At 71.7% G+C, this 25131-nt stretch carries 21 protein-coding genes; 14 read left to right on the top strand and 7 right to left on the bottom strand.

Annotated elements, in window-relative coordinates:
* Positions 1–937, top strand: a 937-nt coding sequence (locus GVN67_RS09720) for an ABC transporter substrate-binding protein (protein WP_235035213.1), incomplete at its 5' end; no start/stop codon positions are given.
* Between the two features lie 104 nt (positions 938–1041).
* On the opposite strand, the gene GVN67_RS09715 is transcribed toward GVN67_RS09720, so the two are convergent.
* Positions 1042–1422 carry a hypothetical protein gene (locus tag GVN67_RS09715; RefSeq protein ID WP_159995241.1) on the bottom strand — a complete coding sequence of 127 codons (381 nt, stop codon included), beginning with the start codon at positions 1420–1422 and terminating at the stop codon, positions 1042–1044.
* A 151-nt stretch (positions 1423–1573) separates the two neighbouring features.
* Here GVN67_RS09715 and GVN67_RS09710 point away from each other — a divergent pair, with 151 nt between their 5' ends.
* From GVN67_RS09710 to GVN67_RS09700, 3 genes are read left to right on the top strand one after another with little or no spacing between them, the layout of a single operon-like run.
* Complete coding sequence (locus GVN67_RS09710; protein ID WP_159995239.1) at positions 1574–2236, top strand: response regulator; 663 nt, start codon at positions 1574–1576, stop codon at positions 2234–2236.
* Positions 2233–3558 (top strand): sensor histidine kinase N-terminal domain-containing protein, encoded by a 1326-nt coding sequence (locus GVN67_RS09705; RefSeq protein WP_159995237.1) that lies wholly within the window; start codon positions 2233–2235, stop codon positions 3556–3558. The genes GVN67_RS09710 and GVN67_RS09705 overlap by 4 nt, the downstream gene beginning before the upstream one ends.
* 59 nt (positions 3559–3617) lie before the next feature.
* Positions 3618–4895: an aminotransferase class III-fold pyridoxal phosphate-dependent enzyme gene (locus GVN67_RS09700; protein ID WP_159995235.1), complete on the top strand. Its 1278-nt coding sequence runs from the start codon at positions 3618–3620 to the stop codon at positions 4893–4895.
* 29 nt (positions 4896–4924) lie between these two features.
* Here the strand turns inward: GVN67_RS09700 and GVN67_RS09695 are convergent, their stop codons facing one another.
* Positions 4925–5581: a TetR/AcrR family transcriptional regulator gene (locus GVN67_RS09695; protein ID WP_159995233.1), complete on the bottom strand. Its 657-nt coding sequence runs from the start codon at positions 5579–5581 to the stop codon at positions 4925–4927.
* A 136-nt stretch (positions 5582–5717) separates the two neighbouring features.
* Between GVN67_RS09695 and GVN67_RS09690 the strand changes: the two genes are divergently transcribed.
* From GVN67_RS09690 to GVN67_RS09670, 5 genes are all read left to right on the top strand, one after another.
* Positions 5718–6956, top strand: a complete 1239-nt coding sequence (locus GVN67_RS09690) for an efflux RND transporter periplasmic adaptor subunit (protein WP_159995231.1) — start codon at positions 5718–5720, stop codon at positions 6954–6956.
* A gap of 7 nt (positions 6957–6963) precedes the next feature.
* A complete protein-coding gene (locus tag GVN67_RS09685; RefSeq protein ID WP_159995229.1) occupies positions 6964–10119 on the top strand; it encodes an efflux RND transporter permease subunit in 3156 nt (1051 codons plus the stop codon).
* A 2-nt stretch (positions 10120–10121) separates the two neighbouring features.
* On the top strand, positions 10122–11570 hold the full coding sequence (locus GVN67_RS09680) for an efflux transporter outer membrane subunit (RefSeq protein ID WP_304621454.1): 1449 nt from the start codon (positions 10122–10124) through the stop codon (positions 11568–11570).
* 95 nt (positions 11571–11665) lie between these two features.
* Positions 11666–12877 (top strand): multidrug effflux MFS transporter, encoded by a 1212-nt coding sequence (locus GVN67_RS09675; RefSeq protein ID WP_235035212.1) that lies wholly within the window; start codon positions 11666–11668, stop codon positions 12875–12877.
* Positions 12878–12923: 46 nt separating this feature from the next.
* The gene (locus tag GVN67_RS09670) at positions 12924–13808 is read left to right on the top strand and encodes a dienelactone hydrolase family protein (RefSeq protein ID WP_159995227.1); all 885 of its coding nucleotides are present in this window, start codon (positions 12924–12926) and stop codon (positions 13806–13808) included.
* 222 nt (positions 13809–14030) lie between these two features.
* Here the strand turns inward: GVN67_RS09670 and GVN67_RS09665 are convergent, their stop codons facing one another.
* The gene (locus GVN67_RS09665) at positions 14031–15536 is read right to left on the bottom strand and encodes an ABC transporter substrate-binding protein (protein WP_235035211.1); all 1506 of its coding nucleotides are present in this window, start codon (positions 15534–15536) and stop codon (positions 14031–14033) included.
* Positions 15537–15757: 221 nt separating this feature from the next.
* On the opposite strand from GVN67_RS09665, the gene GVN67_RS09660 reads away from it, so the two are divergent.
* The gene (locus GVN67_RS09660) at positions 15758–16780 is read left to right on the top strand and encodes an amino acid ABC transporter substrate-binding protein (RefSeq protein ID WP_159995225.1); all 1023 of its coding nucleotides are present in this window, start codon (positions 15758–15760) and stop codon (positions 16778–16780) included.
* A gap of 119 nt (positions 16781–16899) precedes the next feature.
* Positions 16900–19008, top strand: coding sequence for a PAS domain-containing sensor histidine kinase (locus tag GVN67_RS09655; protein WP_235035210.1), 2109 nt, complete (start codon positions 16900–16902; stop codon positions 19006–19008).
* Here the strand turns inward: GVN67_RS09655 and GVN67_RS09650 are convergent.
* The gene (locus tag GVN67_RS09650) at positions 19005–20237 is read right to left on the bottom strand and encodes an FAD-dependent oxidoreductase (RefSeq protein WP_159995223.1); all 1233 of its coding nucleotides are present in this window, start codon (positions 20235–20237) and stop codon (positions 19005–19007) included. The genes GVN67_RS09655 and GVN67_RS09650 overlap by 4 nt on opposite strands.
* A gap of 103 nt (positions 20238–20340) precedes the next feature.
* Here GVN67_RS09650 and GVN67_RS09645 point away from each other — a divergent pair, with 103 nt between their 5' ends.
* The 3 genes from GVN67_RS09645 (at position 20341) to GVN67_RS09635 (ending at position 22661) form a co-directional block, all read left to right on the top strand.
* Complete coding sequence (locus GVN67_RS09645) at positions 20341–21345, top strand: site-specific integrase (RefSeq protein WP_159995221.1); 1005 nt, start codon at positions 20341–20343, stop codon at positions 21343–21345.
* A gap of 81 nt (positions 21346–21426) precedes the next feature.
* Complete coding sequence (locus GVN67_RS09640) at positions 21427–21936, top strand: hypothetical protein (protein ID WP_159995219.1); 510 nt, start codon at positions 21427–21429, stop codon at positions 21934–21936.
* Positions 21937–21938: 2 nt separating this feature from the next.
* Positions 21939–22661: a ScpA family protein gene (locus tag GVN67_RS09635; RefSeq protein ID WP_235035215.1), complete on the top strand. Its 723-nt coding sequence runs from the start codon at positions 21939–21941 to the stop codon at positions 22659–22661.
* A gap of 4 nt (positions 22662–22665) precedes the next feature.
* On the opposite strand, the gene GVN67_RS09630 is transcribed toward GVN67_RS09635, so the two are convergent.
* Genes GVN67_RS09630 through GVN67_RS09620 form a run of 3 tightly spaced genes read right to left on the bottom strand, consistent with a single transcriptional unit; the run spans position 22666 to position 25038 of the window.
* Complete coding sequence (locus GVN67_RS09630) at positions 22666–23376, bottom strand: lysophospholipid acyltransferase family protein (RefSeq protein ID WP_159995215.1); 711 nt, start codon at positions 23374–23376, stop codon at positions 22666–22668.
* Between the two features lie 7 nt (positions 23377–23383).
* Positions 23384–24391: a phosphatidate cytidylyltransferase gene (locus GVN67_RS09625; RefSeq protein ID WP_159995213.1), complete on the bottom strand. Its 1008-nt coding sequence runs from the start codon at positions 24389–24391 to the stop codon at positions 23384–23386.
* On the bottom strand, positions 24388–25038 hold the full coding sequence (locus GVN67_RS09620) for a CDP-alcohol phosphatidyltransferase family protein (RefSeq protein ID WP_159995211.1): 651 nt from the start codon (positions 25036–25038) through the stop codon (positions 24388–24390). Before GVN67_RS09620 ends, GVN67_RS09625 begins: the two co-directional genes overlap by 4 nt.
* Positions 25039–25131: the final 93 nt, after the last annotated feature.

Genomic DNA, 25131 nt, shown 5'->3' with positions numbered 1-25131 from the left:
GCGAGGGGCGGGGGGGGTCATGGTCCTTCTGCTGGCGACCTGTTTCGCTATTGTTGCCGAAACGCGTCCCGGCTGGTCGCGTAACGCCGCGAATACTTTTCTCGACAAGACCGCCACGCGGCCGGCCCAGCCCGACGGGCTGGCGGCGGGGCTGGCCGCGGGGCCGGCGGCGGGGCTGATGGCCGCGGAGGCCGCGCCTGCCTCTGTCTTGGCGCGGCCGCTCCTGGCCACGATCCAGGCGCGCGGCCTGCTGCGGGTCTGCATCTGGCCGGAATACTACGCGATCAGTTACCGAAACCCGCGCAACCGTGCCCTGGAAGGCTTCGACATCGACATGGCCCGCGCCCTGGCCGAGCGGCTGCAGGTCCGGCCCGAATTCATCGACACCAGCTTCGCCCGCTTCGTCGAGGCGCTGGAGGAGGAGGCCTGCGACATCGCCATGTTCGGCGTCGGCGTCACCCCGGAGCGCGCCGCGCGCGTCGCCTTCAGCGAGGCCTATCTGCGCGGCCGGGTCTATGGCGTGGTCGACCGCGGCAACCAGGGGCTGCAGCGCTGGCAGGCGGTGGACCAGCCCGGGGTGGTGGTGGCGGTCGCCGCCGGCACGCTGATGGAGCCGATGATGCGGCAGCGGCTGCGCGCGGCGACGCTGTCGGTGGTGCGCCCGCCGCAGACGCGGGAGGCCGAGGTGCAGGCCGGCCGCGCCGATATCTTCATCTCCGACTATCCCTACACGCGGCGGCTGCTGCGCGGGCAGGACCTGTTCCGCGTCATCGAGATGCCGGAGGATTTCGGCGTCACCCGCTATGCCTATGCCATGCGGCCGGGCGAGCCGGCGCTGCTGGCCGAGGTCAACCGCTTCCTGCAGGAGGCCCGGACCGATGGGCTGCTGGAGCAGGCGGCGCGGCGCCACGACCTGCTGCCGATGCTGGAACCCTGAAGGGAGGGGGGGCCGCGACGGCCCGGGACCAGCCGCCGCGGCGATCCTGGAGGAGGCGGATCGCGGCGCTTGTGGCGGGTCGAGCTTAAGGAATGCTTAAACGATTACTGCAGCACGCCCAGCGCCCGCAGCAGCAGGGTGGCGATGGTGACCACGCCGCCGGCGGCAGCGCCCATGGCCAGCCAGGGCGACAGGCTGCGGTCGCGCTGCAGCTTCATCTGCTCGGCCGAGAGCTTCAGCTGCTCGGCGGCGAATTTCAGCGCCTCGGCGCCCATCTTGTTGGTTTCCTGGCCGAGCTTGCGCGCTTCCTCGGTCAGCTTGCTCTGCTCGGCGGCGAACTTGGTCGCCTCCTCGGCCAGCTTGTTCTGCTCGGCGGCGAATTTGCGGGTCTCGGCCTGGGCGCGCTCGATCTGGGCGACCTGCATGGCCAGGTCCAGGCGGGCGCCGTATTCGGCAGCCACGGCATCCGGGGTGGTCGCGCTCATCGGGCCCTCCGCAGAGCCGGCTGGCGGCCCTGGCCTCGACGATATACGCATCTGCATGACGGCAGACAAGCGCCGCGCGGGGGCGCTCGCTTAAGGTCGCCTTAAGCCAACCCGGCCAAAGCGGCCATCGGCAGAGGATATCTCAAAAGCGATGCGGGTGCTGGTGGTGGAGGATGACGCGGTGCTGCTGGATGCCGTCCGCGTCGGGCTGGGCCTGGCCGGCGCCACGGTGGACGGCGTCGCCAGCTGCGCCGATGCCCGCGCGGCGCTGGCCACCGGCGGCTTCGACGCCGTGGTGCTGGATGTCATGCTGCCCGACGGCTCCGGCCTCGACCTGCTGGCCGGCTGGCGGCGCGGCGGCGACCGCACGCCGGTGCTGCTGCTGACCGCGCTGGACGAGGTGGCCGACCGCATCCGCGGCCTCGACACCGGCGCCGACGACCACCTTGGAAAACCCTTCGACCTGGATGAGCTCGCGGCGCGGGTGCGCGCCATCGCCCGGCGCGCGGCGGGGCGGGCGGCGGCGCTGCTGCAGCTGGGCGATATCCTGCTCGATCCCGCGGCGCAGCGGGTGACGCTCGCCGGCCGCCCGGTCGAGCTGTCGCGCCGCGAATTCTCGGTCCTCGCCGCGCTGATGGAGCGGCCGGGCGTGATCAAGTCGCGCCCCGACATCGAGACCCGCCTCTATGGCTGGCAGGAGGAGATCGAGAGCAACGCCGTCGAGGTCTATGTCCACAACCTGCGCGCCAAGCTGGGCCGCGAGGCGATCGAGACGGTGCGCGGCGTCGGCTACCGGATGCGGGCTCCCCGATGAAATCCATTCAGGGCAAGCTCTTCGCCATCCTGCTGGCCGGCACCGGGCTGCTCTGGCTCTGCGCCGCCGCCTGGATCTATGCCGGCGCCACGCACCGGCTGCAGCAGGTGCTGGACAGCCGGCTGCAGGCCTCGGCGCATATGGTCGCCTCGCTGCTGACCGACGGCAACCTGGTGGCCGCCAGCCCGGGCGCGGCGCGGATCCCCTCGCTGGAAGGGGCCGGCCGGCCGCTCTCCTGCCAGGTCTGGTCGCTGGATGGCCGGCTGGTGGCCCGCTCGGAAGGCGCGCCGCTGGCAAAGCTGTCGGACCAGCCGCCGGGCTTCGCCGACCATGATGTCGGCGGCGAGCCCTGGCGCGTCTATGTCGTCGAGGATGCCGGCAAGGGGTTGCGCATCCTGGTCGGCGACCGGCTGGTGGAGCGCCAGGCGCTGCTGGCCGAGCTGATCAAGAGCCTGCTGGTGCCGGGGCTGCTGATCCTGCCGCTGCTCGGCCTGCTGATCTGGGCCTGCCTCGCCCGCGGCTTCCGCCCCCTGCGCGCCCTGACCAGCGAGCTGAACCGCCGCTCCGAGGAGGATATGCGCCCGATCGAGGCGGCGCCGGATGCACCCACCGAGATCCGCCCGGTGGTGCAGGCGCTGAACGACCTTTTCGCCAAGGTCGAGGCGGCGCGGCGGCAGGAGCGCGCGGTCACCGCCTTCGCCGCCCATGAGCTGCGCACGCCGCTGGCCGGGCTGAAGGCGCAGGCGCAGATCGCCATCGCCGCCCGCGGCGACGCCGCCGTGCGCGAGGGCGCGCTGCGGCAGATCCTGGTCGCCGTCGACCGCACCACCCGGCTGGTGAAGCAGCTGCTCAGCATGGCCAAGCTGGATTCCGGCAGCGAGGCCGAGCGGCTGGAGGCGATCGACCTGGAATCGCTGCTGGCCGAGGTCACCGAGCCGCAGCGCGGCGCCGCCGGCCGGGTCGAGATCGCGCCTGAGCTGCGCGGCCTGGTGCTGCGCGGCAACCGCGCGCTGCTGGCGCTCGCCTTACGCAACCTGCACGAGAACGCGGTGCAGCACATGCCGCCGGGCGGGCTGGTGCGCTGGGGCCTCGAGGATGGCGAGCGGCTCTATGTCGAGGATGAAGGCCCCGGCATCCCGCCGGAGGAGCTGCCGCTGGTCACCCAGCGCTTCTTCCGCGGCCGCCACAAGAGCCCGACCGGCAGCGGGCTGGGCCTGGCCATCACCGAGCTGGCGCTGCGCCAGGGCGGCTGGGCGCTGGCGCTGCGCAACCGGGCGAGCGCCCCGGGGCTGCGCGCCGAGATTCTTTTGCGCGGCGTCTGATCTGGATTTTTATCCGCGCCCGGTCCTGAATGGCGCCGCCAGCGAGAAGGGGCCCGCCGATGCGCAATGCCAGCCTGCAGCAGGATTTCCGCGAGGCCACCAGCGCCTCGGCCGCATGGGAGGCGCGGGGCAAGGCCGCGATGCCCATCGCCAGCTCCCGCGCCATCGCCTTCCACGACCCCTATCCGCTGACCGTCACCCGCGCCGAGGGCTCTTTTCTGTGGGACGCCGATGGCGCCCGCTACATCGACCTCGCCAGCAACATGTACAGCCTGGTGCATGGCAACGCCTTCCCGCCGATCGTGCAGGCGGCCGCCGCGCAGCTGGCCCAGGGCAGCGCCTGGCCGGCCAACAACACCGCGCAGATCGAGCTGGCCGAGGCGCTGGTCGCCCGCCTGCCCGCCGTCGAGAAGGTTCTTTTCTGTAATTCCGGCACCGAGGCCTTCTCGCTGGCGCTGAACATCGCCCGCGGCCAGACCGGGCGGCACCGCTTCCTGATGGCCCAGGGCGGCTATCACGGCACCATGTGGGATACCAACCTGGGCGGCCGCGGCGCGCCCGGGCCGGTCCACTTCTCCGCGCCTTACGGCGACACCGAGGCTTTCCTCTCCGTCATCGAGCAGCACGGGGAAGAAATCGCGGCGGTCTTCCTGGAGCCGGTGCTGGGCTCCGGTGGTTTTGCGGTGCCGCCGCCGGGCTTCCTGCGCACCGTCCACGAGGCGTGCAGCCGGAAGAACATCATCTTTGTGCTCGACGAGGTGATCAGCTTCCGCCTGGCCCTGGGCGGCGCCCAGTCGCGGCTCGACTTCACCCCCGACCTGGTGATGCTGGGCAAGGTGATCGGCGGCGGCTTCCCGGTCGGCGGCGTCGGCGGCCGGGCGTATCTGCTGGCGGTGGTCGACCCGGCCGCGCCGCGCGCCCTGGCCTCCGGCACGTTCAGCGGCAATCCGGTGACCATGGCGGCCGGCCTCGCCTCGGTCCGCGCCCTGACCGCCGAGGCCATCGCCCATATCGACCGCCTGGCGCAGCTGCTGGAAGCCGGGCTGCGGGCCGAGGCGGCGGCCAAGGGCATCCCGCTGCACACCCGCCGGGTCGGCTCGATGCTCGGGCTGTATTTCTACGATCCGGGGCAGGGGCCGGTGTCGTCGGCGACGCGGCCCGACGCCGCCTTCACCCAGGAGCTGCACCTGGCCATGCTGCTGGAAGGGCTGTTCCCGCTGCCGCGCTGCGCCATGACCACCACCACGGTGATGACCGCGCCGCTGATCGCCGAGGTGGTGCAGCGCTTCGGCCGGGCGCTGGCCCGGGTCGGCAGCCTGGTGCCGCTGCCGGCCTGACGCCTGCTGCCGGAGGCTTGCCGGAAGGCTCAGCCCTTCCGGCAGCCGTTCAGGAAGATGGCGATGGCGCGGTCGATGCGGGCCTCGACCACGGCTTGCGGGAAATGCGCCACGAAGCCCATCAGCTGCTCGTGGTGGAAGGCGCCGATCGCCATGCCCATCAGCAGCCGCGCCGCCTCGTGCGGCGGGCCGAAGGCATAGAGGCCGCGCCGCTCCAGCGCCTCCAGATAGTCCTCCAGGGCGAAGCGCGCCTTGCTGACGCCGCGCCGCTCGGCGGCGTCCAGCAGCGCCGGGCTGTGGGTGTATTCGGCCAGCGCCATGCGGATGCCGGCGATCGCCTGGTCGCTCAGCAGCAGCGCCGCCACCTCGCGCATGAAGCGGCCCAGCGCCTCGGCGGGTGCCGCCGCATGGTCGATGCCGATGCGCAGGAAGGCGTCGTCGCGCAGGTCCTGCAGCGCGAGGAACAGGTCCTCCTTCGAGGCGAAATGCTTGTAGATCGTCTTCTTCGAGCAGCCGGCGCCGCGCGCGATGGCGTCCATCGTCGCCAGGTGGAAGCCGCGGGCGCGGAATTCGGCCGCGGCGGCGGCGACCACCCGCTGGCGCAGCGCGCAATCCGCCGGCGCTCCAACCATGGTCGGCACCAGGGGGGGCGTCAGGGTCAGCTCAGCCGCCGCCTTCGTATCCATCTGTAACGTCATCCATCAAACAATTTGTGCACTGCGGTATCGGCTTGACCGGACCTCGGAAACCGGCCAGTTTCCGGCGCCCCGGAAACTACACGGTTTCCAACGGCGTCGACAAGCCTCCCGAGGATGCCCCCGCATGACCCTCTCGTCACATGCTTTCCCAGCCCGCTTGGGCCGGCCGCTGGCCCGGCGCGCGCTGCCGGCCGGAGCCCTGCTGCTTGGCACCCTGGCGCTGGCCGGCTGCAAGGAGGAGGCGCGGGCCCAGGGCCAGGCCGCCGCCCCGCCGCCGCCGGTGACCGTGGTGCGGCTGGCCCCCGAGGCCGTGGCGCTGGAGACCCTGCTGCCCGGCCGCACCAGCGCCTATCAGACCGCCGAGATCCGGCCGCAGGTCGGCGGCGTGATCCGCGAGAAGCTGTATCGCGAGGGCGAGACCGTCGCCGCCGGCCAGACGCTGTTCCAGATTGACCCGGCGCCGTATCGCGCGGCGCTGGCCAGCGCCCAGGCCACCCTGGCCCGGGCCGAGGCGACCCTGAGCGCCGCCCGCGTCACCGCCAACCGCTACCGACCGCTGGTGGCGCAGAACGCCATCAGCCGGCTCGACTACGACAATGCGGTGGCCGCCCAGCGCCAGGCCGAGGCCGATGTCGCCTCCGGCCGCGCCTCCGTCGAGACCGCGCAGATCAACCTCGACTATACCCGCATCGGCTCGCCGATCGCCGGCCGTACCAGCCGCTCCAGCCTGACGGTCGGCGCGCTGGTCACCGCCGACCAGACCGGGGCGCTGCTGACGGTGACGCAGCTCGACCCGATCTATGTCGACGTGACCCAGCCCTCGGCCACGCTGCTGCGGCTGCGGCGCGAGCTGGCGGCGGGGCGCATCCGCAGCAGCGGCGAGGCGGCGGCGGCCGAGGTGCATCTGCTGCTGGAAGACGGCACCGCCTATCCGCAGGCCGGAAAGCTGCAATTCTCCGAGGCGACGGTCGATGCCGAGACCGGCTCGGTCACGCTGCGCGCCGAATTCCCCAATCCCGACGGGCTGCTGATGCCCGGCATGTTCGTCCGCCAGCGGCTGGAGGAGGGCGTCGCCCCCGAGGCGCTGCTGGTGCCGCAGCAGGCGGTGACCCGCAACTACCGCGGCGAGGCCATCGCCATGGTGGTGCAGGGCGACGGCACGGTGGCCAGCCGGGTGCTGCGCGCCGAGCGCGCCATCGGCAACAAGTGGCTGGTCTCGGCCGGGCTGCAGGCCGGCGACCGCGTCGTGGTCGAGGGGCTGCAGCGCATCGCGCCGGGCGCCAAGCCGCAGGTGACCGAGGTCTCGGCCGCCGATTTCGACGCCCGCATCGGCCAGCGGGCCGGTCAGCAGGCGGGGAGCTGACCGCGCCATGGCCCGTTTCTTCATCGCCCGCCCGGTCTTCGCCTGGGTCATCGCGCTCAGCATCATGCTGGCCGGCCTGCTGGCGCTGCGCAGCCTGCCGGTCGCGCAATATCCCAACATCGCGCCGCCGGCGATCCAGATCAGCCTGAACTATTCCGGCGCCTCGGCCGAGACGGTGCAGAACACCGTGGTCCAGGTGATCGAGCAGCAGATGACCGGCCTCGACGGGCTGCTCTATTTCAGCTCGGACAGCAACCGCGACGGCAGCGCCGTCATCAAGCTGACCTTCCGCCAGGGCACCGACCCCGACATCGCCCAGGTGCAGGTGCAGAACAAGCTGGCCCTGGCCGAGAGCCGCCTGCCGGAGACGGTGCGCAACACCGGCATCCGCGTCGCCAAGGCGACCTCCAACTTCATGATGGTGATGGGCTTCGTCTCCACCGACGGCAGCATGTCGGGGCCTGACATCGCCGACTACATCGCCTCCAGCGTGCAGGACCCGATCACCCGCACCGCCGGCGTCGGCGACTTCCAGCTGTTCGGCTCGCAATATGCCATGCGCGTCTGGATCGACCCGGAGCGGCTGCTGTCCTTCAACCTGATGCCGTCGGACATCTCGACGGCGATCGCGGCGCAGAACGTGCAGGTCGCCTCCGGCGAGCTGGGCGCGCTGCCCTCGGTTCCCGGCCAGCGGCTGAACGCCACGCTGATCGGCCCCTCCTACCTGAACACGCCGGAGCAGTTCGGCGCCATCCTGCTGCGGGTGAAGACCGATGGCAGCCAGGTGCGACTGCGCGACGTGGCCCGCATCGAGCTGGACGCGCAGAGCTTCAGCATCAGCAGCCGCTACAACGGCCAGGCCACGGCGGCGATCGGCATCCAGCTGGCCAGCGGCGCCAATGCGGTCTCCACCGCGGCCGCCGTGCGCGCCACCATCGACGGGCTGAAGCCGAGCTTCCCGCATGGGCTGGAGGTGGTCTATCCCTTCGACACCACCCCCTTCGTGCAGATCTCGATCGAGGAGGTGATCAAGGCGCTGGTCGAGGCCATGGTCCTCGTCTTCATCGTCATGTTCGTCTTCCTGCAGAATTTCCGCGCGACCCTGATCCCGACGCTGGCCGTGCCGGTGGTGCTGCTCGGCACCTTCGCGGTGCTGTCCTTCGCCGGCTACTCGATCAACACGCTGACCATGTTCGGCATGGTGCTGGCCATCGGCCTGCTGGTGGACGACGCCATCGTCGTGGTCGAGAATGTCGAGCGGGTGATGGAGCAGGAAGGCCTGTCGCCGCTGGAAGCCACCCGCAAGTCGATGGACCAGATCTCCGGCGCGCTGGTCGGCATCGCGCTGGTGCTGTCGGCGGTGTTCCTGCCGATGTTCTTCTTCGCGGGCTCGGCCGGCGTCATCTACCGGCAGTTCTCCATCACCATCGTCACCGCCATGACGCTGTCGGTCATCGTGGCGCTGGTCTTCACCCCGGCGCTCTGCGCCACCATCCTGCGCCGGCCGAAGCATGGCGCCGGCACGAAGGGCTTCTTCGGCTGGTTCAACCGCGGCTTCGACCGCACCAACCGCGCCTATGGCGGCGGCGTGCAACGGCTGGTGGCGCGGCCCGCCCGCGTCATGCTGGTCTATGCGCTGATCGCCGGCGCCATGGGCGTGCTCTATCTGCGCCTGCCCGCCAGCTTCCTGCCGGCCGAGGACCAGGGCGTGATGTTCGTCCAGGTCTCGACGCCGCCGGGGGCGACCGTCGAGCGCACCCAGCAGGCGATCAACGATGTCACCGACTTCCTGCTGAAGGAGGAGGGCGCGCGCGTCCAGTCGGTGATGGGCATCGTCGGCTTCAGCTTCGGCGGCCGCGGCCAGAGCTCGGCCATGGCCTTCGTCCGGCTGAAGGACTGGGGCGAGCGCAAGGCCGCCGACGCCCAGGTCGCCGCCATCGCCGGCCGCGTCATGGCGCGCTTCGCCAGCTACCCCGACGCGCAGATCTTCGCCTTCTCGCCGCCCGCCGTCTCCGAGCTCGGCAATGCCACCGGCTTCGACATGCAGCTGCTCGACCGCGGCGGCCTGGGCCAGGCAGCGCTGTCGGAGGCCCGCGACAAGCTGCTGGCGGCGGCGGCCAAGAGCCCGCTGCTGGTCGGCGTCCGCCCCAACAGCCTGCGCGACGAGCCGCAATACCGGCTGAACATCGACTGGGAGAAGGCGAGCGCGCTCGGCCTCGCCGTCGGCGACATCAACGCGACGCTGTCGGCCGCCTTCGGCTCCACCTACCTGTCCGACTTCCTCGACCGCGGCCGCATCAAGCGCGTCTACATGCAGGGCGACGCGCCGTCGCGCATGCTGCCCGAGGACCTCGACCGCTGGCAGGTGCGCAACACCGCCGGCAGCATGGTGCCCTTCTCCGCCTTCGCCAGCGCCAGCTGGGAGGTCGGCTCGCCCAAGCTGTCGCGCTACAACGGCACCAACTCGATCGAGATCCTGGGCGACGCCGCCGCCGGCCAGAGCACCGGCGCCGCCATGGCCGAGATGGAGCGCCTGGCCGCCGAGCTGCCCGCCGGCATCGCCATCGACTGGACCGGCCTGTCCTACGAGGAACGCGCGGCAGGCTCCCAGGCCATGGCGCTCTACGCCATCTCGATCCTGGTGGTCTTCCTGTGCCTCGCCGCGCTGTATGAAAGCTGGGCGATCCCGGCCTCGGTGCTGCTGGTCATCCCGCTCGGCGTCTTCGGCGCGGTGCTGGCGACGCTGATGCGCGGCATGGCCAACGACGTCTATTTCCAGGTCGGCCTGCTGACCACCATCGGCCTCTCCGCCAAGAACGCCATCCTGATCGTCGAATTCGCCAAGGAGCACTTTGAGTCCGGCGAAAGCCTGGTGGACTCCGCCCTGCATGCGGCGAAGGAGCGGCTGCGGCCGATCCTGATGACCTCGCTGGCCTTCGTGCTCGGCGTTGTGCCGCTGGCCATCGCGACCGGCGCCGGCGCCGGCGGCCGCACCGCCATCGGCACCGGCGTGATCGGCGGCGTCATCGCCGGCACCGTGCTGGCCGTGTTCTTCGTCCCTGTCTTCTTCACCCTGGTGCTGAAGCTGTTCCGCACCCAGCGCAGCCGCGACCGCGACCGCGACCGCGAGCCGGCCGCCGCCCAGCCGAGCCTGGAGTCCTGAGCATGTTCCGCACCCCCCCCATGCCGGGCCTGCCGATGCTGGGCCTGCCGATGCTGGGCCTCGCGGCGCTGCTGCTGGCCGGCTGCTCGCTGGACCCCGACTATGCCCGGCCGGCCGCGCCGGTCTCCGCCAGCTGGCCGGCCGGCGCCGCCTACCTCCCGCCCGCCGCCGGCGCGCAGACCGCCGACGCTATCGCCTGGCAGGATTTCTTCCTGGATCCCGCCTTGCGGCGGCTGGTGTCGATCGCGCTGGAGAACAACCGTGACCTGCGCGTCTCGACGCTGAATGTCGCCGCCGCCGAGGCCACCTATCGCGCCCAGCGCGGCGGGCTGTTCCCCGCCTTCGGCGCCACCAGCAGCGCCAGCTACGCCCAGACCCCGGCGGACCTGGCCGGCGGCAGCGCCACCGGCCGCACCAACCCGGTGACCAGCCGCAGCTGGAGCGCCGGCGTCGGCTTCACCAGTTGGGAGCTTGACCTGTTCGGCCGCGTCCGCAGCCAGAGCCGCGCCGCCTTCGAGGACTACCTGGCGCTGGAGGAGACCCGCCGCGCCGCGCAGATCACCCTGGTCGGCCAGGTCGCCGATGCCTGGCTGACCGTGCTGGCCGATCGCGAGCTGCTGGCGCTGACGAAGCAGACGCTGGCCAGCCAGGAGCAGTCCTACCGCCTGACCCAGGCGGTGACCCAGGGCGGCACGGCGACCGCGCTGACGCTGCGCCAGGCGCAGACGGCGGTGGAGACGGCGCGCGCCAACCAGGCGCAATACACCCGCCAGCTGGCGCAGGACGAGAATGCGCTGGCCCTGCTGCTGGGCCAGCCGGTGCCGGCCGACCTGCCCGCCAGCAGCCTGTCGTCGGGGCTGATGCTGGCCGACGTGCCCGCCGGCCTGTCGTCCGATCTGCTGATCCGCCGCCCCGACGTCCTCTCGGCCGAGCACAGCCTGCAGGCCGCCAATGCCGATATCGGCGCGGCGCGCGCGGCCTTCTTCCCCAGCATCACGCTGACCAGCAATGTCGGCAGCGCCGGCGCCGCCCTGTCGCGGCTGTTCCAGCCCGGCTCAGGCAGCTGGAGCTTCGCGCCGCAGATCAACATCCCGATCTTCTCGGGCGGCACCAACCAGGCGAATCTCGACCTTGCCAAGATCCAAAGCAATGTTCAGGTCGCGACCTATGAGAAGACAATCCAGACCGCCTTCCGCGAGGTGGCCGATGCGCTGGCCGCGCGCGGCACCTATGGCGACCAGCTGGCGGCGCAGCAGGGCTTGACCGAGGCCTATGCCGACAGCTACCGCCTGTCCGAGCTCCGCTTCCGCAGCGGCGTGGACAGCTACCTGACCACGCTCGATTCGCAGCGCGAGCTCTACGCCGCCCAGCAGACCCTGATCACCCTGCGGCGCGACCGGCTGGCCAGCCTGGTGACCCTGTACAAGGTCCTGGGCGGCGGCTGGCGCTGAGGCGGCGTCACCGGCAGAGTTGAAGCACGACCCCCGACCGCGGCGGCGCCCCCTGGCGCGTCGCCCGCGGGCTTTGGGGGCAGGGGAGACGACAGGTGCGTGAGCAAGCGGCCCGCGGGGCCATGGGCTTCCGGCAGTTCGTCGCGTTGATCGCGGCGCTGATGGCGGTCAATGCGCTGGCCATCGATTCCATGCTGCCCGCCCTGCCGGAAATCGGCCGCGCCCTGGGCATCGCCACCGACAACGACCGGCAGTGGATCATCACCGCCTATCTGCTGGGCTTCGGCGCGGCGCAGATCGTCTATGGCCCGCTCGCCGACCGCTTCGGCCGCAAGCCGGTGCTGCTGACCGGGCTGGTCATCTACACCCTGTGCAGCATCGCCTGCGCCCTGGCGCCGACGCTGGACACCATGCTGCTGGCCCGCGCTGCCCAGGGTGTGGGGGCGGCGGGCGCGCGGGTGCTGACCATCTCCATCGTGCGCGACCGCTATGCCGGGCCGCAGATGGCGCGCGTCATGTCGCTGTCCTTCATCGTCTTCCTCGCCGTCCCGATCATCGCCCCCTCGATCGGCCAGGCGATTGTTTCAGTTGCCCCCTGGCCCTGGATCTTTGGGGTGCTGGCCACCTTCGGCGCGCTGGTCTCGGCCTGGGTGACCTTCCGCCTGCCGGAGACGCTGAACCCGGCCGACCGCATGCCGATCAACCCGGGCCGCGTGGCGCGCGCCTTCGCCGCCGTGCTCGGCCACCGCAGCGCCGTCGGCTACATGCTGGCGATGACCATGATGCTGGGCTGCATCTTCGGCTTCATCAACTCGGTGCAGCAGCTCTTCGCCGATGTCTTCCACGCCGAGGCGCTGTTCCCCGCGGTCTTCGCGCTGATCGCCGGCTTCATGGCCCTGGCCTCGCTGACCAATGCCCGCGTCGTCGTCCGCTTCGGCTCGCGCCGCATCAGCCACCTGGCGCTGCTGGGCTATATCGTCGTCGGCACCGTCCACGCCCTGGTGGCGCTGGCCGGCTACGAGACGCTGTGGAGCTTCATCCTGCTGCAGGCGCCGCTGATGTTCTGCTTCGGCCTGGCCGTGCCCAATTTCGGCGCGCTCGCCATGGAGCCGCTCGGCCATGTCGCCGGCACCGCCAGCGCCGTGCAAGGCTTCGTCACCACCCTGGGCGGCGCGCTGATCGGCTTCTGGATCGGCCAGCATTTCGACGGCACCGCCGTGCCCATGCTGCTGGGCCTGGCCGCCTGCGGCATCGCGGCGCTGGGCTGCGTGCTCTACGCCGAGCGCGGGACGCTGTTCAGCCGCTGAGCACAGGTCTAGCATCGCCGCAGATCCCCCACAGGAGACGCCGGCGATGGACGACCTTCACGGCCTGGACGGGCTGATGCCCGCCCCCAACCCCCTCCTCGGCGACCTGGCGCGCCGCGGCTTCATGATGACCTCGCTGATGACCGGTCTGACGCTGGCCGTCCCCCACGGCGCCAGCGCCCAGGTCATCGCCACCGACACCCAGGGGCTCTCCGCCGGCGAGGTGCAGGTGCCCGTGGCCGATGGCAGCATGCCCACCTACTACGCCCGCCCCGAAGGCGCCGGGCCCTTCCCGGTGGTGCTGGTGATCGAGGAGATCTTCGGCGTCCACGAATACATCAAGGACACCTGCCGCCGCCTGGCCAAGGCCGGCTACCTGGCCGTGGCGCCGGAGCTCTATGCGCGCCTGGCCGACCTGTCCAAGATGACCGACGCCGCCACCATCGTCCGCGAGGTCATCAGCAAGGCCCCCGACGCCCTGGTGCTGTCCGACCTGGACAGCGCGCTCGCCTGGGCCACCACCGAGGGCCGTGGCGACGCCGGCCGGCTGGCGGTCACCGGCTTCTGCCGCGGCGGCCGCAACACCTGGCTCTACGCCGCGCACAACGCGCAGCTGAAGGCGGCCGTGGCCTGGTACGGCCCCGTCGCCGGCGCCACCAGCGCCATCCAGCCCCGCACCGCGACCGATGCGGCGGCCGAGCTGAAGGCGCCGCTGCTGGGCCTCTACGGCGCCGCCGACACCGGCATCCCGCCGGCCACCGTCGAGGCCGCGGCGGAAAAGGCCCGCGCCGCTGGGAAAACCGTGGAGATCGTCGTCTTCCCCGAGGCGCCGCACGGCTTCCACGCCGACTACCGCCCCAGCTACCGCAAGGAGATCGCGGAAGATGGGTGGGGAAGGATGTTGGCTTGGTTTAAGAAATACGGAGTTTAAGAGAAGACAGAAAAGGCCAGGGGAATGAATTCCCCTGGACCCCATCTTTTTTCTGTCTGGCTGCCGCGGTCTTCCGGTGAGGCGGGACGCCGCGCTCATAAAAATGCGCCCCGCCGTGATGCCCTGACGACGGTGCCAGCAGGGCGCTGATCCCCAAACGGCCGGTGATCAGAAAAAAGATGGGGGTCTGGGGGAATTCATTCCCCCCAGCCTTTAGTCTTCTTACTTCGTCGACGTCGCCGAGAAAGCCACCGTCCGCTGATCCTGCCGCGGCTCGTAGGTGACGCCTGCGCGGGACGCCCAGAAGTTCACCAGCTGGTACAGCGGGATGCCGGCGACATTGTCGGCCACGATCTTCTGTGCCTGGATCAGCAGCTTCTCGCGCGCCGCGTTGTCCATGGTGGACAGCGACTGGTCGATCAGCGTGTCGAGCGCGGGGTTGGAATAGGCGCCCCAATTCGCCGGGCCGCGGCCGGTGGTGCGGTCCATGGTGGTGAACATGTTGGTCAGGGCGTAGCCCGCCTCGCCGGTGCTGATGCCCCAGCTGAAGAAGGGCATGGCGAATTCATGCTTGGCGCCGCGGCCGAGATAGACCGAGGCCGGGATGGCGTCGACGGTGGTGCGCACGCCGACGCGGCTCCACATCTGGGCGATGGCCTGGGCGACCGTGCGGAAGTCCGGGCGGTCGGCGAAGGCGCTCAGCGTCAGGCGGAAGCCCTGGGGGAAGCCGGCCTCGGCCAGCAGCGCGCGGGCGCGGGCCTGGTCGAAGGCGGGCAGGGCGATGTCGGGCGTGTAGGAATAGGCGCCCGGCCACATGAACTGCCCGGCCGCCTGGGCGGTGCCTTCGAGGACGCGGTCGGCCAGCGAGACGCGGTCGATGGCGTGGCTCAGCGCCTGGCGCACGCGCAGGTCGCGCAGCGGATTGGCGGGCAGCGGCTTGCCGTCATTGTCGGCGGCCTGGGCGCTGCTTTCCGCCTCGAAGTTCGGCAGCAGCAGGATCGAGCGGTTGCCGGGGGTGGAGGCGACGCGGAAGCGGCTGTCCTGGCGGAAGCGCGGCAGGTCGTTGCGCGACGGGCTGTCGATCAGGTCGACGTCGCCGGACAGCAGCGCCGCGCTGCGGGCACCCTCATTGGCGATGAAGCGCATCGAGACGCGGTCCCATTCCGGCCGGTCGCCCCACCAGTTCGGGTTGCGCTCCAGCTCGACGCGCTCGTTCTTCAGGAAGCGGGTGACGCGGTAGGGGCCGGTGCCGACCGCGGCGCGCAGCCCGTCGAAATCATTCTCGCCGGCCTCGACCGCATGCTTCGCCACGATCGAGATGGCGGTCATGTTGATCGGCAGGTTGGGCGAGGGCTGCTTCGTCGTGATCCGCACCACGCCGGGCCCGGCCGCTTCCACCGTCGCGATGTCGCGGGTGAAGGGCGCGTAGCCCAGCGGGCTGTTCGGGATATTGGCCGAGCGGGTCAGCGAGAAGACGATGTCGTCCGCCGTCACCGGGCGGCCGTCCGACCACTTCACGCCGGGGCGCAGGGTGAATTCCCAGACGGTGTCGGAGACCAGCTTCCACTCGGTGGCCAGACCCGGGGCCAGGGACATGTCGCCCTTCTGCTCGACCAGCCGGCTGAAGACATGCAGCGACAGGTTGCGGTCGGCAATGCCGTTGTAGAAATGCGGGTCGACCGACAGCGGAAAGGCGCTGTTGCCCATGGTCAGGTCAGCGGCAGCCACAGTCTGCAGCGGGGCGGCACAAAGCAAAGCGACAGCGGCAACCGACCACTTCCACATCATGGTATTTCACCTGTTCTCAGCATGAAGAGCGATGTCGCCAGGATAGGGCTGGCGCCGACGGCTGGGAATACCGAAAGGGCCTCGGGGCATGCTCCCTGGCGGGATGGCGGCGATTGCGCTTTGATGCGGCGGTCCACCCTTTCTCGATCGGAATCCCGGCCATGCGTCGTTTCCTGCTTCCCCTGGCGGCGCTGGCCGGCGGCCTGGCGCCGCTGGCGGCCGATGCCGGCACCCTCGATGAGGTGCGCGAGCGCGGCCGCCTGTCCTGCGGCGTCGGCGAAAGCTTCCCCGGCTTCTTCGCCATGGACAGCCAGGGCGAGTGGCGGGGCCTGGACGTCGATTTCTGCCGCGCCGTGGCGGCAGCCGTCCTGGGCGATGCGTCGAAGGTGACCTTCAAGCCGGCGACGCCGGTCGCCCGCTTCACCCAGCTGCAATCGGGCGAGGTCGACCTGCTGTCGCGCTCGGTGACCTGGACGCTGGGGCGGGAGGCGGCGCTGGGCCTCGCCTTCACCGGCACCACCTTCTATGACGGCCAGGGCTTCCTGGTGCGGCGCGCGCTCAACATCGGCCACGTCAAGGAGCTGTCGGGCGCCAGCATCTGCACCCAGAGCGGCACCACCACCGAGCGCAACCTGGCCGACTACTTCCGCGCGCAGGGCGTGGCCTTCACCCCCGTGGTCTTCGAGACCGCGCCGGAGGCGATCGGCGCCTACGAGGCCGGGCGCTGCGACGCCTACACCACCGACAAGTCGACGCTGCAGGCGCGCATCAAGGGGCTGCGCGATCCGTCGCAGCACCTGATCCTGCCGGAGACCATCACCGTCGCGCTGAACGGCCCGGTGGTGCGCGGCAATGACCCGCAATGGTCGAGCATCATCCGCTGGACGCTGAACGCCCTGGTCGCCGGCGAGGCGCGCGGGGTGACCTCGGCCAATGTGGCCGAGCGCCGCGGCGCCAGCACCGATCCGGAGACGCGGCGGCTGCTCGGGCTGGATGGCGCGCTGGGCAAGGCCCTGGGGCTGGAGCCGGGCTGGGCCTATGAGGCGATCCGCCAGGTCGGCAACTATGCCGAGCTCTATGACCGCAACCTCGGCCCCGCGGCGCCGGTGCAGATCCCGCGCGAGGGCGGGCCGAACCGGCTGTGGCGCGACGGCGGGCTGATGGTGGCGCCCTCCTTCGAGTAAGCCCGCCCTTAAATAAGCCTGGGCTGACGCTTTGACAGCGGCGGGGGCGGCGTGGCATCGCTGGGCCGGTGCCGGATGCGCCGCTTGCCGCCGGCCCATGCCCTCGCCAGGACCGCCGCATGACGTCGCCCGCCGCCGGCCCCGTGCCTTCGCCCCCCGCCGGGATGGCCGCGCCTTTCCCGGCCTCGGGCGGCGCCGTGGCGGCGCGCATCCGCGACTTCCCCTGGGACAGCACGCCGCTGGGGCCGATCACCGGCTGGCCCGTGGCGCTGCGCCTGGCGGTCGATACCGCCATGGCCTCGCATTTCCCCAAATGCCTGTTCTGGGGGCCGGCGCTGATCAGCATCTACAACGATGCCTATCTGCCGATGCTGGGCGAGAAGCCGGAGGCGCTCGGCAAGCCGATGCGCGAGGTCTGGCCGGAGGTCTGGCACCAGATCGGCCCGATCGCCGACCGCGCCCTGGCCGGCGCCTCGACCTTCATCGAGGACTTCGCGCTGCAGATCGAGCGCCATGGCTATCTCGAGGAGGCGTTTTTCACCTTCTGCTACAGCCCGATCCGCGACGAGGCCGGCCGCGTCGCCGGCATGATCGACACGGTGATCGAGAGCACCGGCAAGGTCCTGGCCGAGCGGGCGTTGCGCCAGGAACGCGCCCGCCTGGCCGAGATGAACGCGGCGCTGGAGCTGCGCGTCGCCGAGCGCACCGCCGACCGCAACCGGCTGTGGCAGCTGACCACCGACCTGATGCTGGTGGCCCGCTTCGACCGCCGCATCGCCGCCGCCAACCCGGCCTGGACCGCGGTGCTGGGCTGGCGCGAGGCCGAGCTGATCGGCCGCGACCTGTCCTCGCTGGTGCTTGCGGATGACCGCGCGGCGCTGGACGAGGCGATGCGCCGCATGGCCGAGGGCCAGGCGAGCTGCCGCTTCGACACCCGGCTGCAGCATCGCGATGGCGGGCATCGCTGGATCGCCTGGAACGCCGTGCCCGGCGAGGGGCTGGTCAATGCCGGCGGCCGCGACTTCACCGCCGAGCGCGAGCAGGCCGAGGCGCTGCAGCTGGCCGAGGAGCAGCTGCGCCAGAGCCAGAAGATGGAGGCCGTCGGCCAGCTGACCGGCGGGCTGGCGCATGACTTCAACAACATGCTGACCGGCATCACCGGCAGCCTGGAGCTGCTGCAGTTCCGCGTGGCGCGCGGCCAGACCGACGATCTCGGCCGCTTCATCGGCGCCGCCCAGGATGCGGCACGGCGGGCGGCGGCGCTGACCCACCGGCTGCTGGCCTTCTCGCGCCGGCAGACGCTGGACCCGAAGCCGATCGACGTGAACCGGCTGATCGCCGGCATGGCCGAGCTGGTGGAGCGCACCATGGGCCCGGCGATCCGCACCGAGGTGGTGGCGGCCGACGACCTCTGGACCGTGCTGGTCGACCCCAACCAGCTGGAGAACGCGCTGCTCAACCTGTGCATCAATGCGCGCGACGCCATGCCGGATGGCGGGCGGCTGCGCATCGAGACGGCGAACCGCCGGCTCGACGCCGCCGCCGCCCGGCGGCTGGAGCTGCCGCCCGGACCCTATCTGGCGCTGTCGGTCAGCGACAGCGGCACGGGCATGGACCCCGAGGTCGCCCGCCGCGCCTTCGACCCCTTCTTCACCACCAAGCCGCTGGGCCTCGGCACCGGGCTCGGCCTGTCGATGATCTATGGCTTCGCCCGCCAGTCCGGCGGCCAGGCGGAAATCCGCACCGCGCCCGGCGAGGGCACCACCCTGATGCTCTATTTGCCGCGCCACCAGGGCGCCGCCGAGCCCGCCGGCGCCGAGCCGCCGGCCGACCTGGCGACCCCGCTGCCGTCCCGCGCCGGCACGGTGCTGGTGGTCGATGACGAGCCGACCTTGCGGATGCTGATGCGCACCGTGCTGGAGGACCTGGGCTACACCGCGCTGGAGGCGGCCGATGGCGCCGGCGGCCTGGCGCATCTGCGGTCCGAGCAGCGGATCGACCTGCTGGTCACCGATGTCGGCTTGCCGGGCGGGATGAACGGGCGCCAGATGGCCGATGCCGGCCGGGCGCTGCGCCCCGGCCTGCCGGTGCTGTTCATCACCGGCTATGCCGAGAGCGCGGTGATCGGCGAAGGCCAGCTGGAGCCGGGCATGCACCTGCTGACCAAGCCTTTCGCCATGGAGCTGCTGGCAGGGCGGATCCAGGCCTTGCTGGGCGACGGCGGTTAGCTGAACCGCCCCGGCGCATAGGGCGCAGGATCGACCGCCGGCTGCTGCCCGTTGATCAGGGCCGCGACGATGGCAGCGCTCGGTGGCCCGCCGGTCAGGCCGAAATGCCCATGGCCGCAGCAGAGGAAGAGACCTGGGTGGCGGGGTAAGGGACCGAGCAGCGGCAGGCTGTCCGGCGTGCCCGGGCGGTGGCCCATCCAGAGTTTCGGTGTGGCATGGGTGATGCCAGGGAAGACCGCGCGCACCTGGCCGACGAGCGCCGCGGCGCGGCGCTCGTCGGGGGCGGCCTCGATGCCGGCGAATTCCACCGTGCCGGCGGCGCGCAGGCCCATCTCCATCGAGGTCAGTCCGAAGCCGCGGCTTTTCAGCGTCACCGTCATCGGCAGGGTCACCGAGGGCGCCGGCAGCAGCGCGTGGTAGCCGCGCTCGGCCTCGATCGGCAGGGCATAGCCCAGCGGCGCCAGCAGCGGCTTCGACCAGGCGCCGCCGGCCACCACCACCACCGCCGCATCATGGTTGTCGATATTGGTCAGCACCCGCCAGCCGGGCGTTGTGGGGAGCAGCTTCATCACCCGCTCGGCGCGGATCGCGCCGCCGGCTTCCAGAAGTTTCTCGCCCAGCCGCCGCACCAGCCGGCCCGGATTGACCGTCTGGCCATTGCCCGGCAGCAGCAGCCCGCGATTGACGCTCGGCGCGATCCCCGGGAACAGTTTTTCCAGTTCGCCACGGTCGAGAAGCCGCGTCTCCACCCCATGCCGCGCCCGCAGCCCGTCCTCGAAATTCTTGCCCGGCGGCGGGGCGCGATCTTCCCAAAGATAGGCCTGACCGGTCTGCCGGATCAGATCGGCAAAATCGGCATCGCCGAGCAGCGCTCGCCAATGGCCGAAGGAATCCTTGTGCAAAGCGCGCATGGCGTCGGCGTTGCGGGTGGCGGCCTGCGCGCGGCCCTCGGCCATCCAGCGCGCCAGCCAGGGCAGGGCGCGCGGCAGGTGGCGCGGCCGCACCACCAGCGGCCCGTCCGGGTCCAGCAGCCAGCGCGGCACCCGCGGCAGCATGCCCGGCAGCGCGATCGGGATGGCCGTGTCGGCGCTGATCATCCCGGCATTGCCGAAGCTGGCGCCGCCGGCCGGCGGCAGCGGGTCGATCACCGTCACCTGCCGCCCGCCGCGCTGCAAGGTCAGCGCCAGGCTCAGCCCGGCGACGCCGGCCCCCACCACCAGGATGTCCATCCGCGATCCTCTCCGTCGGGCGGCGAGCCTTGCACGCGGCGGCAAGGCGCGGAAGCCGCGGCGTCTCTTGCCCCCAGGCGGGTCTCTCTGGCAGAACCGCGGCATGGCCGATAAAGCGCAATCCCTGGTGCTGGCGCTGAAGCAGGAATCGCCCGAGGCCGCCGCGCTGCTGGCAGGCCCCCTCGGCGCCGCCATCGCCAGCGCCGCCGCCTATGCCGGCCGCTCGCTCTCGGCCAATACCCGCCGCGCCTATGCCAGCGACTGGCGCGCCTTTTCCGAATGGTGCGCGCCGCTCGGCCAGGACGCGCTGCCGGCCGAGCCGGTGCTGGTCGCGGCGCATCTGGCGAGCCTGGCCGGCAGCCTCGGCCGAAGCGGGCTGAAGCGGCGGCTGGCCGCCATCGCGCATGCGCATCGCCAGGCCAACCTGCCCTGGCAGGCCGGCCATCCGGCGATCCGCGCCACGCTGCGCGGCATCCTGGTCACCCATGGCAAGCCGACCCGCCCGGCCGCGGCGCTGACCTCGGTCGAGGTGAAGCAGCTGCTGCGCGCCTGCGGCACGGATCTGGCGGGGCTGCGCGACCGCGCGATCTTCCTGGTCGGCTTCGCCGCGGCGCTGCGCCGGTCGGAGCTGGTGGCGATCGACCGCGAGCACCTGCGCTTCACCAGCCAGGGCATGGTGCTGGAGATCCCGCGCTCCAAGCGCGACCAGGAGGCGGAGGGCGCGCGGCTCGGCATTCCGCGCGGCAACAACCCGCTCTCCTGCCCGGTGCGGGCGGTGGAGGACTGGCTGAAGCGCGCCCGCATCGACTATGGCCCGGTGTTCCGCCGGGTGACGGCGGCGGGGACGCTGGAGGGGCGGCTGGGCGACCAGGGCGTCTGGCGCATCCTGCGCCGCCGGGCGGAGCGTGCCGGCATCACGGTGGACGCGGCCGAGCGCCTGTCGCCGCATGGCCTGCGCGCCGGCTTTATCACCGAGGCCTATCTGAACGGCGCCCGCGACGAGCAGGTGATGCAGCACGCCCGGCAGAGCGACTTCAACACGACGCAGTCCTATCGCCGCCGCGCCAAGATCACCGCCGACAGCCCGGCGCGGCTGCTGGATCTCTGAGCCCTGGCCAGCGATCCGCTCGCGCCCGACTGGACCGACTGGCTGCGCCACCGCCTGACCGTCAGCGGTCCTGCCGAGCCCATGGCGGCTTTCTCGGCCGCCGCGGCGGGGCCGGGCGAGATCCCCTGGCATCTCGACCTCGACCGGATGGAGGAAGACTGGCGGCTGCAGCTGCTGGCGCCCGTCGAGGGCCCGCCGGCGATCAGCCCGACCGGCGCCCGGCTGCTGGCGCGGCGGCTGCGCGACGCGGCGGGCGCCAACCAGGCGGCGCTGCTGGCCCGGGCGGCGACCGACCGGCGCTGCCCCTTCGACCTGCACCGGCTGCTGCCGATCCCCCAGACGCTGCTGCGCCGCGGCCCCGACGACGTGGAGGCGCGCGCCTGGCTGCGGCGGCGCTGGGGCACGCTGCGGGCGCTGCGCCAGGTGCGGGCGCTGCCGGCCGAGGATCGCCGCCTGACCCGCAGCGGCCGGATCGAGCTGGAATTCTTCGCCGCCGACTGGTCGCCCTGGCAGGCGCTGCGCCGGCTGCGCCACGCCTGGCCCGCGCTGATCTTCGACCTGCGCCCGGTCTATGATGATGCCCCGCCTTGACCATGTCTGAGGCGCCGCTGCTGAGCATCGAGGGCTTCGAGGGCCCGCTCGACTTCCTGCTCGAGATGCTCGGCCGCAAGCGGATCGACCTGGCGGCGCTGCCCATCGCCGAGGCCACCGACCAGCTGGCGACGGCCCTGCAGGACAGCGCCGGCCGCGTGCCGCTGGCGCAGCGCGGCGACTGGCTGGTGATGGCGGCCGAGCTGGTGCTGCTGAAATCCCGCCTGCTGGCGCCGCGCAACACCGAAGAGGCGCTCGAGGCCGAGCAGGAGGCGCAGCGCCGCCTGGCGCAGCTGGAGACGCTCGCCGCCATGCGCGCCGCCGCGGCCCTCCTGTCGGCGCGTCCGCAGCTGGGGCGCGATGTCTTCGCCCGCGGCGCGCCGGAGCGGCCGGCGGGCCCGCCGCGGGCGGCGGCGCAGCTGGCCTTCCTCGAGGCACTGCTGGTGCTGCTGGAAGGCCCGTTGCCGCGCGGAGAAGCTTTCGCCGTGACCTATCGCCCGCCGCCGCAGGAGCTCTGGCGCGTGCCGGAGGCGCTGGCGCTGTTCCGGGAGATGCTGCCCGGTCTCGACACGCCGCGGAGCCTGGAAAAATTCCTGCCGAAGCGGCGACGCCGCGGCGACCTGTCCAGCACCTTCGTCGCCGCTTTGGAGCTGGCCCGCGAAGGCGATCTTCGCCTGTCCCAGGCAGAAAGCTTCGCGCCGATCCTGGTCGCCCCGGCGGGCTGAGGCTTCAGCGGATCAGCGCGCGCACCGCTGCTTCGGATTTTTCGGCGATGGCGGCCCAGCCGGCTTTCTCATTGGGCTGGTCGGCGAAGTGCAAGGGCGCGCCGATCCGCAGCACCAGCGGCGAAGGCTTCGGGAACTTGGCCTCCGGCGGCCAGGCCTTGTGGGCGCCGTCGAGATAGCAGGGCACCACCGGCACCGAGGTGCCCGCCACCAGCGTGCCCAGCCCGGGCTGGAACTTCGCCATGGCGCCGTCCCGGCTGCGGGTGCCTTCGGGGAAGAGGATATAGACCAGGGAATCCTCGACCAGGCGGTCGCGCAGCATGTTCAGCTCTTTCCGCGTCGTGCGGCGGCGCCAGACGGGCAGGGCGTTCACCGCATAGGCGGCGAAGGCGGAAGACGCGCCCGAGCTGAAAAAGAAGTCGCCCGCCGCCAGCGCATAGCCGCGCCGGGCGGCAGCGCCGCGCAGAACTGAAGAAAGCGTCAGCGCATCCAGGTGGCTGCTGTGGTTGCCGATCAGGACGTAGGGTGGCGCGGGCGGGAGGTTCTCCCGCCCCTCGACCACCAGCCGATGCGCGACGGCCAGGTAGCCGCGCACCATCCGCCGCCAGACGCCCTGGGCGGCGAGGCTGCCCAGCCCGGTCTCCCGCCCCTGAGAGCGCAGCCGGTCGATCGGCTTCAGCCCGAGGTCTCGCGCCGGGCGCAGGTCCCATTTCATGGCGCGCTCACCCGGTGATCAGCCGGTGCGGACCGGCGGCGCCCAGATCCATGATCCAGCGCAGGAAATGGAACACCGCCGGCGAGACCAGCAGCAGGCTGTTGAAGCGGTCCAGCACGCCGCCATGGCCCGGCAGCACCGTGCCCATGTCCTTGATGCCGAGATCCCGCTTGATCGAGGACAGCATCAGGTCGCCGAGCTGCCCGGCGACCGAGACGATGACGCCCAGCACCAGCCGCAGCCAGAGTGGCTCCATCGCGGTGCCGGCGAAGATCGGGCCGGAGACGAAGGCGACCAGCAGCGTGGTGGTGGTCAGCGCGCCCAGCGCGCCGGCGATGGTCTTGTTCGGGCTGGTCGCCGGCAGCAGTTTTTTCCGCCCGAACAGTTTTCCAAACGTGAAGGCGGCGACGTCGTTCAAGGCCACCGCGGTCAGCAGCAGCAGCACCAGCGGCCGGTAGCCCGGGTCGTTGGCCATGTAGCCGAGATGCGCCAGGCTGGCGCCGAACAGCATGAAGGCGAAGGTGGCGAGGCCCACACGCTGGATATAGCCCTCCGGCCGGTCCTGCGGGATGGTGGCCACCGCGATCAGCACGCCCATCAGCGGCCAGAGCGCGACATAGAGGCCGTACCAATGGTCGAGCGCCGCGAAGTTCACCAGCAGGATGCCGAGCGCGACCACGCCGGCCAGCAGGTATTCGCGGAACAGCCCCGTGGCGCGGTCGTATTCGCGCAGGCAGAAGATGCCGAGCAGGGTCACCGCCAGGATGGTCCATTCGCGCCCGGCCAGCACCGGGCCCAGCATCAGCGGCAGCAGCACGCCCCAGGCGCCGGTGCGCAGCCAGAGCTCCTTGCGCAGCGACGGGCTGATCCGCCCGGTCATCTGCAGCGCCAGGATGATCAGCGAGGCCGCCAGCAGCACGCCCACCGTCGCGATGACGATGCCCTGGGTCACCGGATGCTCGAAGGCGCGGCCGAGGCCCGGCGGCGCGACAGGAATGGCCAGCGTCCCGTTCATGCCCGTGGCCTCCCGCGCAGCGCCGCGGCCGTGCCCGACAGCCGCCGCCAGCAGGTCAGCAGCGACCCCGCCAGGATCACCCAGAGCACGATGGCCGGCAGGCCGATGCCATGGCTCCAGCCCAGCGGCACCACCGCGCACCAGACCGCCAGGGCGGTCGACAGCGCCATGCGCTGCTGCTTGGCCATCGGGCCGCGGAAATCGCTCGGCGCGCCGGCGGCCTTGCCCATGGCGCGAATATAGGCGGTCGCCATGGCGGCCAGCGCCGCCGCCGCGCCCAGGCCCCAATTGCCGGCCGCGACACCGAGGCCGAGCAGCACGGCGCTGTCGGAAACCCGGTCGGGGACCTCGTTCCACAGCTCGCCCACCGACGAGGTGACGCCGCGGCCGACGGCGACCATGCCATCCAGCAGATTGGCCAGCAGCCGCAGCTGGATGCCCAGCGCGCCCAGCAGCCAGAGCGGCCGGGCCGCCTCCGGCAGCCAGGCGGTGCCGGCCAGCGCCAGCCCGGCGCCCAGCCCCGCCACCATCCCCCAGCCGGAAATCGCATTGGGCGAGGCTTGGCGCTGGATCAGCCAGCCGGCCAGCCGCGTCATCACCGCCAGGTTGCGCGCGGCGATGGGTCGCCGGTCCCCAGGCTCCGTCATGCTGGCTCGGTCATGGGTTTTGGCGACTCCTCGGGCCCGTCAATCGCGACGGTAGCGTGACAGATGCCCGGCCGCGCCCGCGCCTGTCCATGG

The organism is Roseomonas sp. 18066 (assembly GCF_902706185.1).
In the GTDB taxonomy this organism is placed as follows: domain Bacteria; phylum Pseudomonadota; class Alphaproteobacteria; order Acetobacterales; family Acetobacteraceae; genus Pseudoroseomonas.
This window is presented reverse-complemented; position numbering and strand designations above follow the sequence as displayed.

What these genes read in the sequence shown, in the direction of transcription:
- GVN67_RS09660 (WP_159995225.1), top strand. Translation starts at nt 15,758, where the DNA reads ATGCGTCGTTTCCTGCTTCCCCTGGCGGCGCTGGCCGGCGGCCTGGCG.
- GVN67_RS09620 (WP_159995211.1), bottom strand. Translation starts at nt 25,038, where the DNA reads ATGACGGAGCCTGGGGACCGGCGACCCATCGCCGCGCGCAACCTGGCG.
- GVN67_RS09635 (WP_235035215.1), top strand. Translation starts at nt 21,939, where the DNA reads ATGTCTGAGGCGCCGCTGCTGAGCATCGAGGGCTTCGAGGGCCCGCTC.
- GVN67_RS09700 (WP_159995235.1), top strand. Translation starts at nt 3,618, where the DNA reads ATGCGCAATGCCAGCCTGCAGCAGGATTTCCGCGAGGCCACCAGCGCC.
- GVN67_RS09685 (WP_159995229.1), top strand. Translation starts at nt 6,964, where the DNA reads ATGGCCCGTTTCTTCATCGCCCGCCCGGTCTTCGCCTGGGTCATCGCG.
- GVN67_RS09710 (WP_159995239.1), top strand. Translation starts at nt 1,574, where the DNA reads ATGCGGGTGCTGGTGGTGGAGGATGACGCGGTGCTGCTGGATGCCGTC.
- GVN67_RS09645 (WP_159995221.1), top strand. Translation starts at nt 20,341, where the DNA reads ATGGCCGATAAAGCGCAATCCCTGGTGCTGGCGCTGAAGCAGGAATCG.
- GVN67_RS09640 (WP_159995219.1), top strand. Translation starts at nt 21,427, where the DNA reads ATGGCGGCTTTCTCGGCCGCCGCGGCGGGGCCGGGCGAGATCCCCTGG.
- GVN67_RS09655 (WP_235035210.1), top strand. Translation starts at nt 16,900, where the DNA reads ATGACGTCGCCCGCCGCCGGCCCCGTGCCTTCGCCCCCCGCCGGGATG.
- GVN67_RS09670 (WP_159995227.1), top strand. Translation starts at nt 12,924, where the DNA reads ATGGACGACCTTCACGGCCTGGACGGGCTGATGCCCGCCCCCAACCCC.
- GVN67_RS09695 (WP_159995233.1), bottom strand. Translation starts at nt 5,581, where the DNA reads ATGGATACGAAGGCGGCGGCTGAGCTGACCCTGACGCCCCCCCTGGTG.
- GVN67_RS09650 (WP_159995223.1), bottom strand. Translation starts at nt 20,237, where the DNA reads ATGGACATCCTGGTGGTGGGGGCCGGCGTCGCCGGGCTGAGCCTGGCG.
- GVN67_RS09630 (WP_159995215.1), bottom strand. Translation starts at nt 23,376, where the DNA reads ATGAAATGGGACCTGCGCCCGGCGCGAGACCTCGGGCTGAAGCCGATC.
- GVN67_RS09705 (WP_159995237.1), top strand. Translation starts at nt 2,233, where the DNA reads ATGAAATCCATTCAGGGCAAGCTCTTCGCCATCCTGCTGGCCGGCACC.
- GVN67_RS09625 (WP_159995213.1), bottom strand. Translation starts at nt 24,391, where the DNA reads ATGAACGGGACGCTGGCCATTCCTGTCGCGCCGCCGGGCCTCGGCCGC.
- GVN67_RS09690 (WP_159995231.1), top strand. Translation starts at nt 5,718, where the DNA reads ATGACCCTCTCGTCACATGCTTTCCCAGCCCGCTTGGGCCGGCCGCTG.
- GVN67_RS09680 (WP_304621454.1), top strand. Translation starts at nt 10,122, where the DNA reads ATGTTCCGCACCCCCCCCATGCCGGGCCTGCCGATGCTGGGCCTGCCG.
- GVN67_RS09715 (WP_159995241.1), bottom strand. Translation starts at nt 1,422, where the DNA reads ATGAGCGCGACCACCCCGGATGCCGTGGCTGCCGAATACGGCGCCCGC.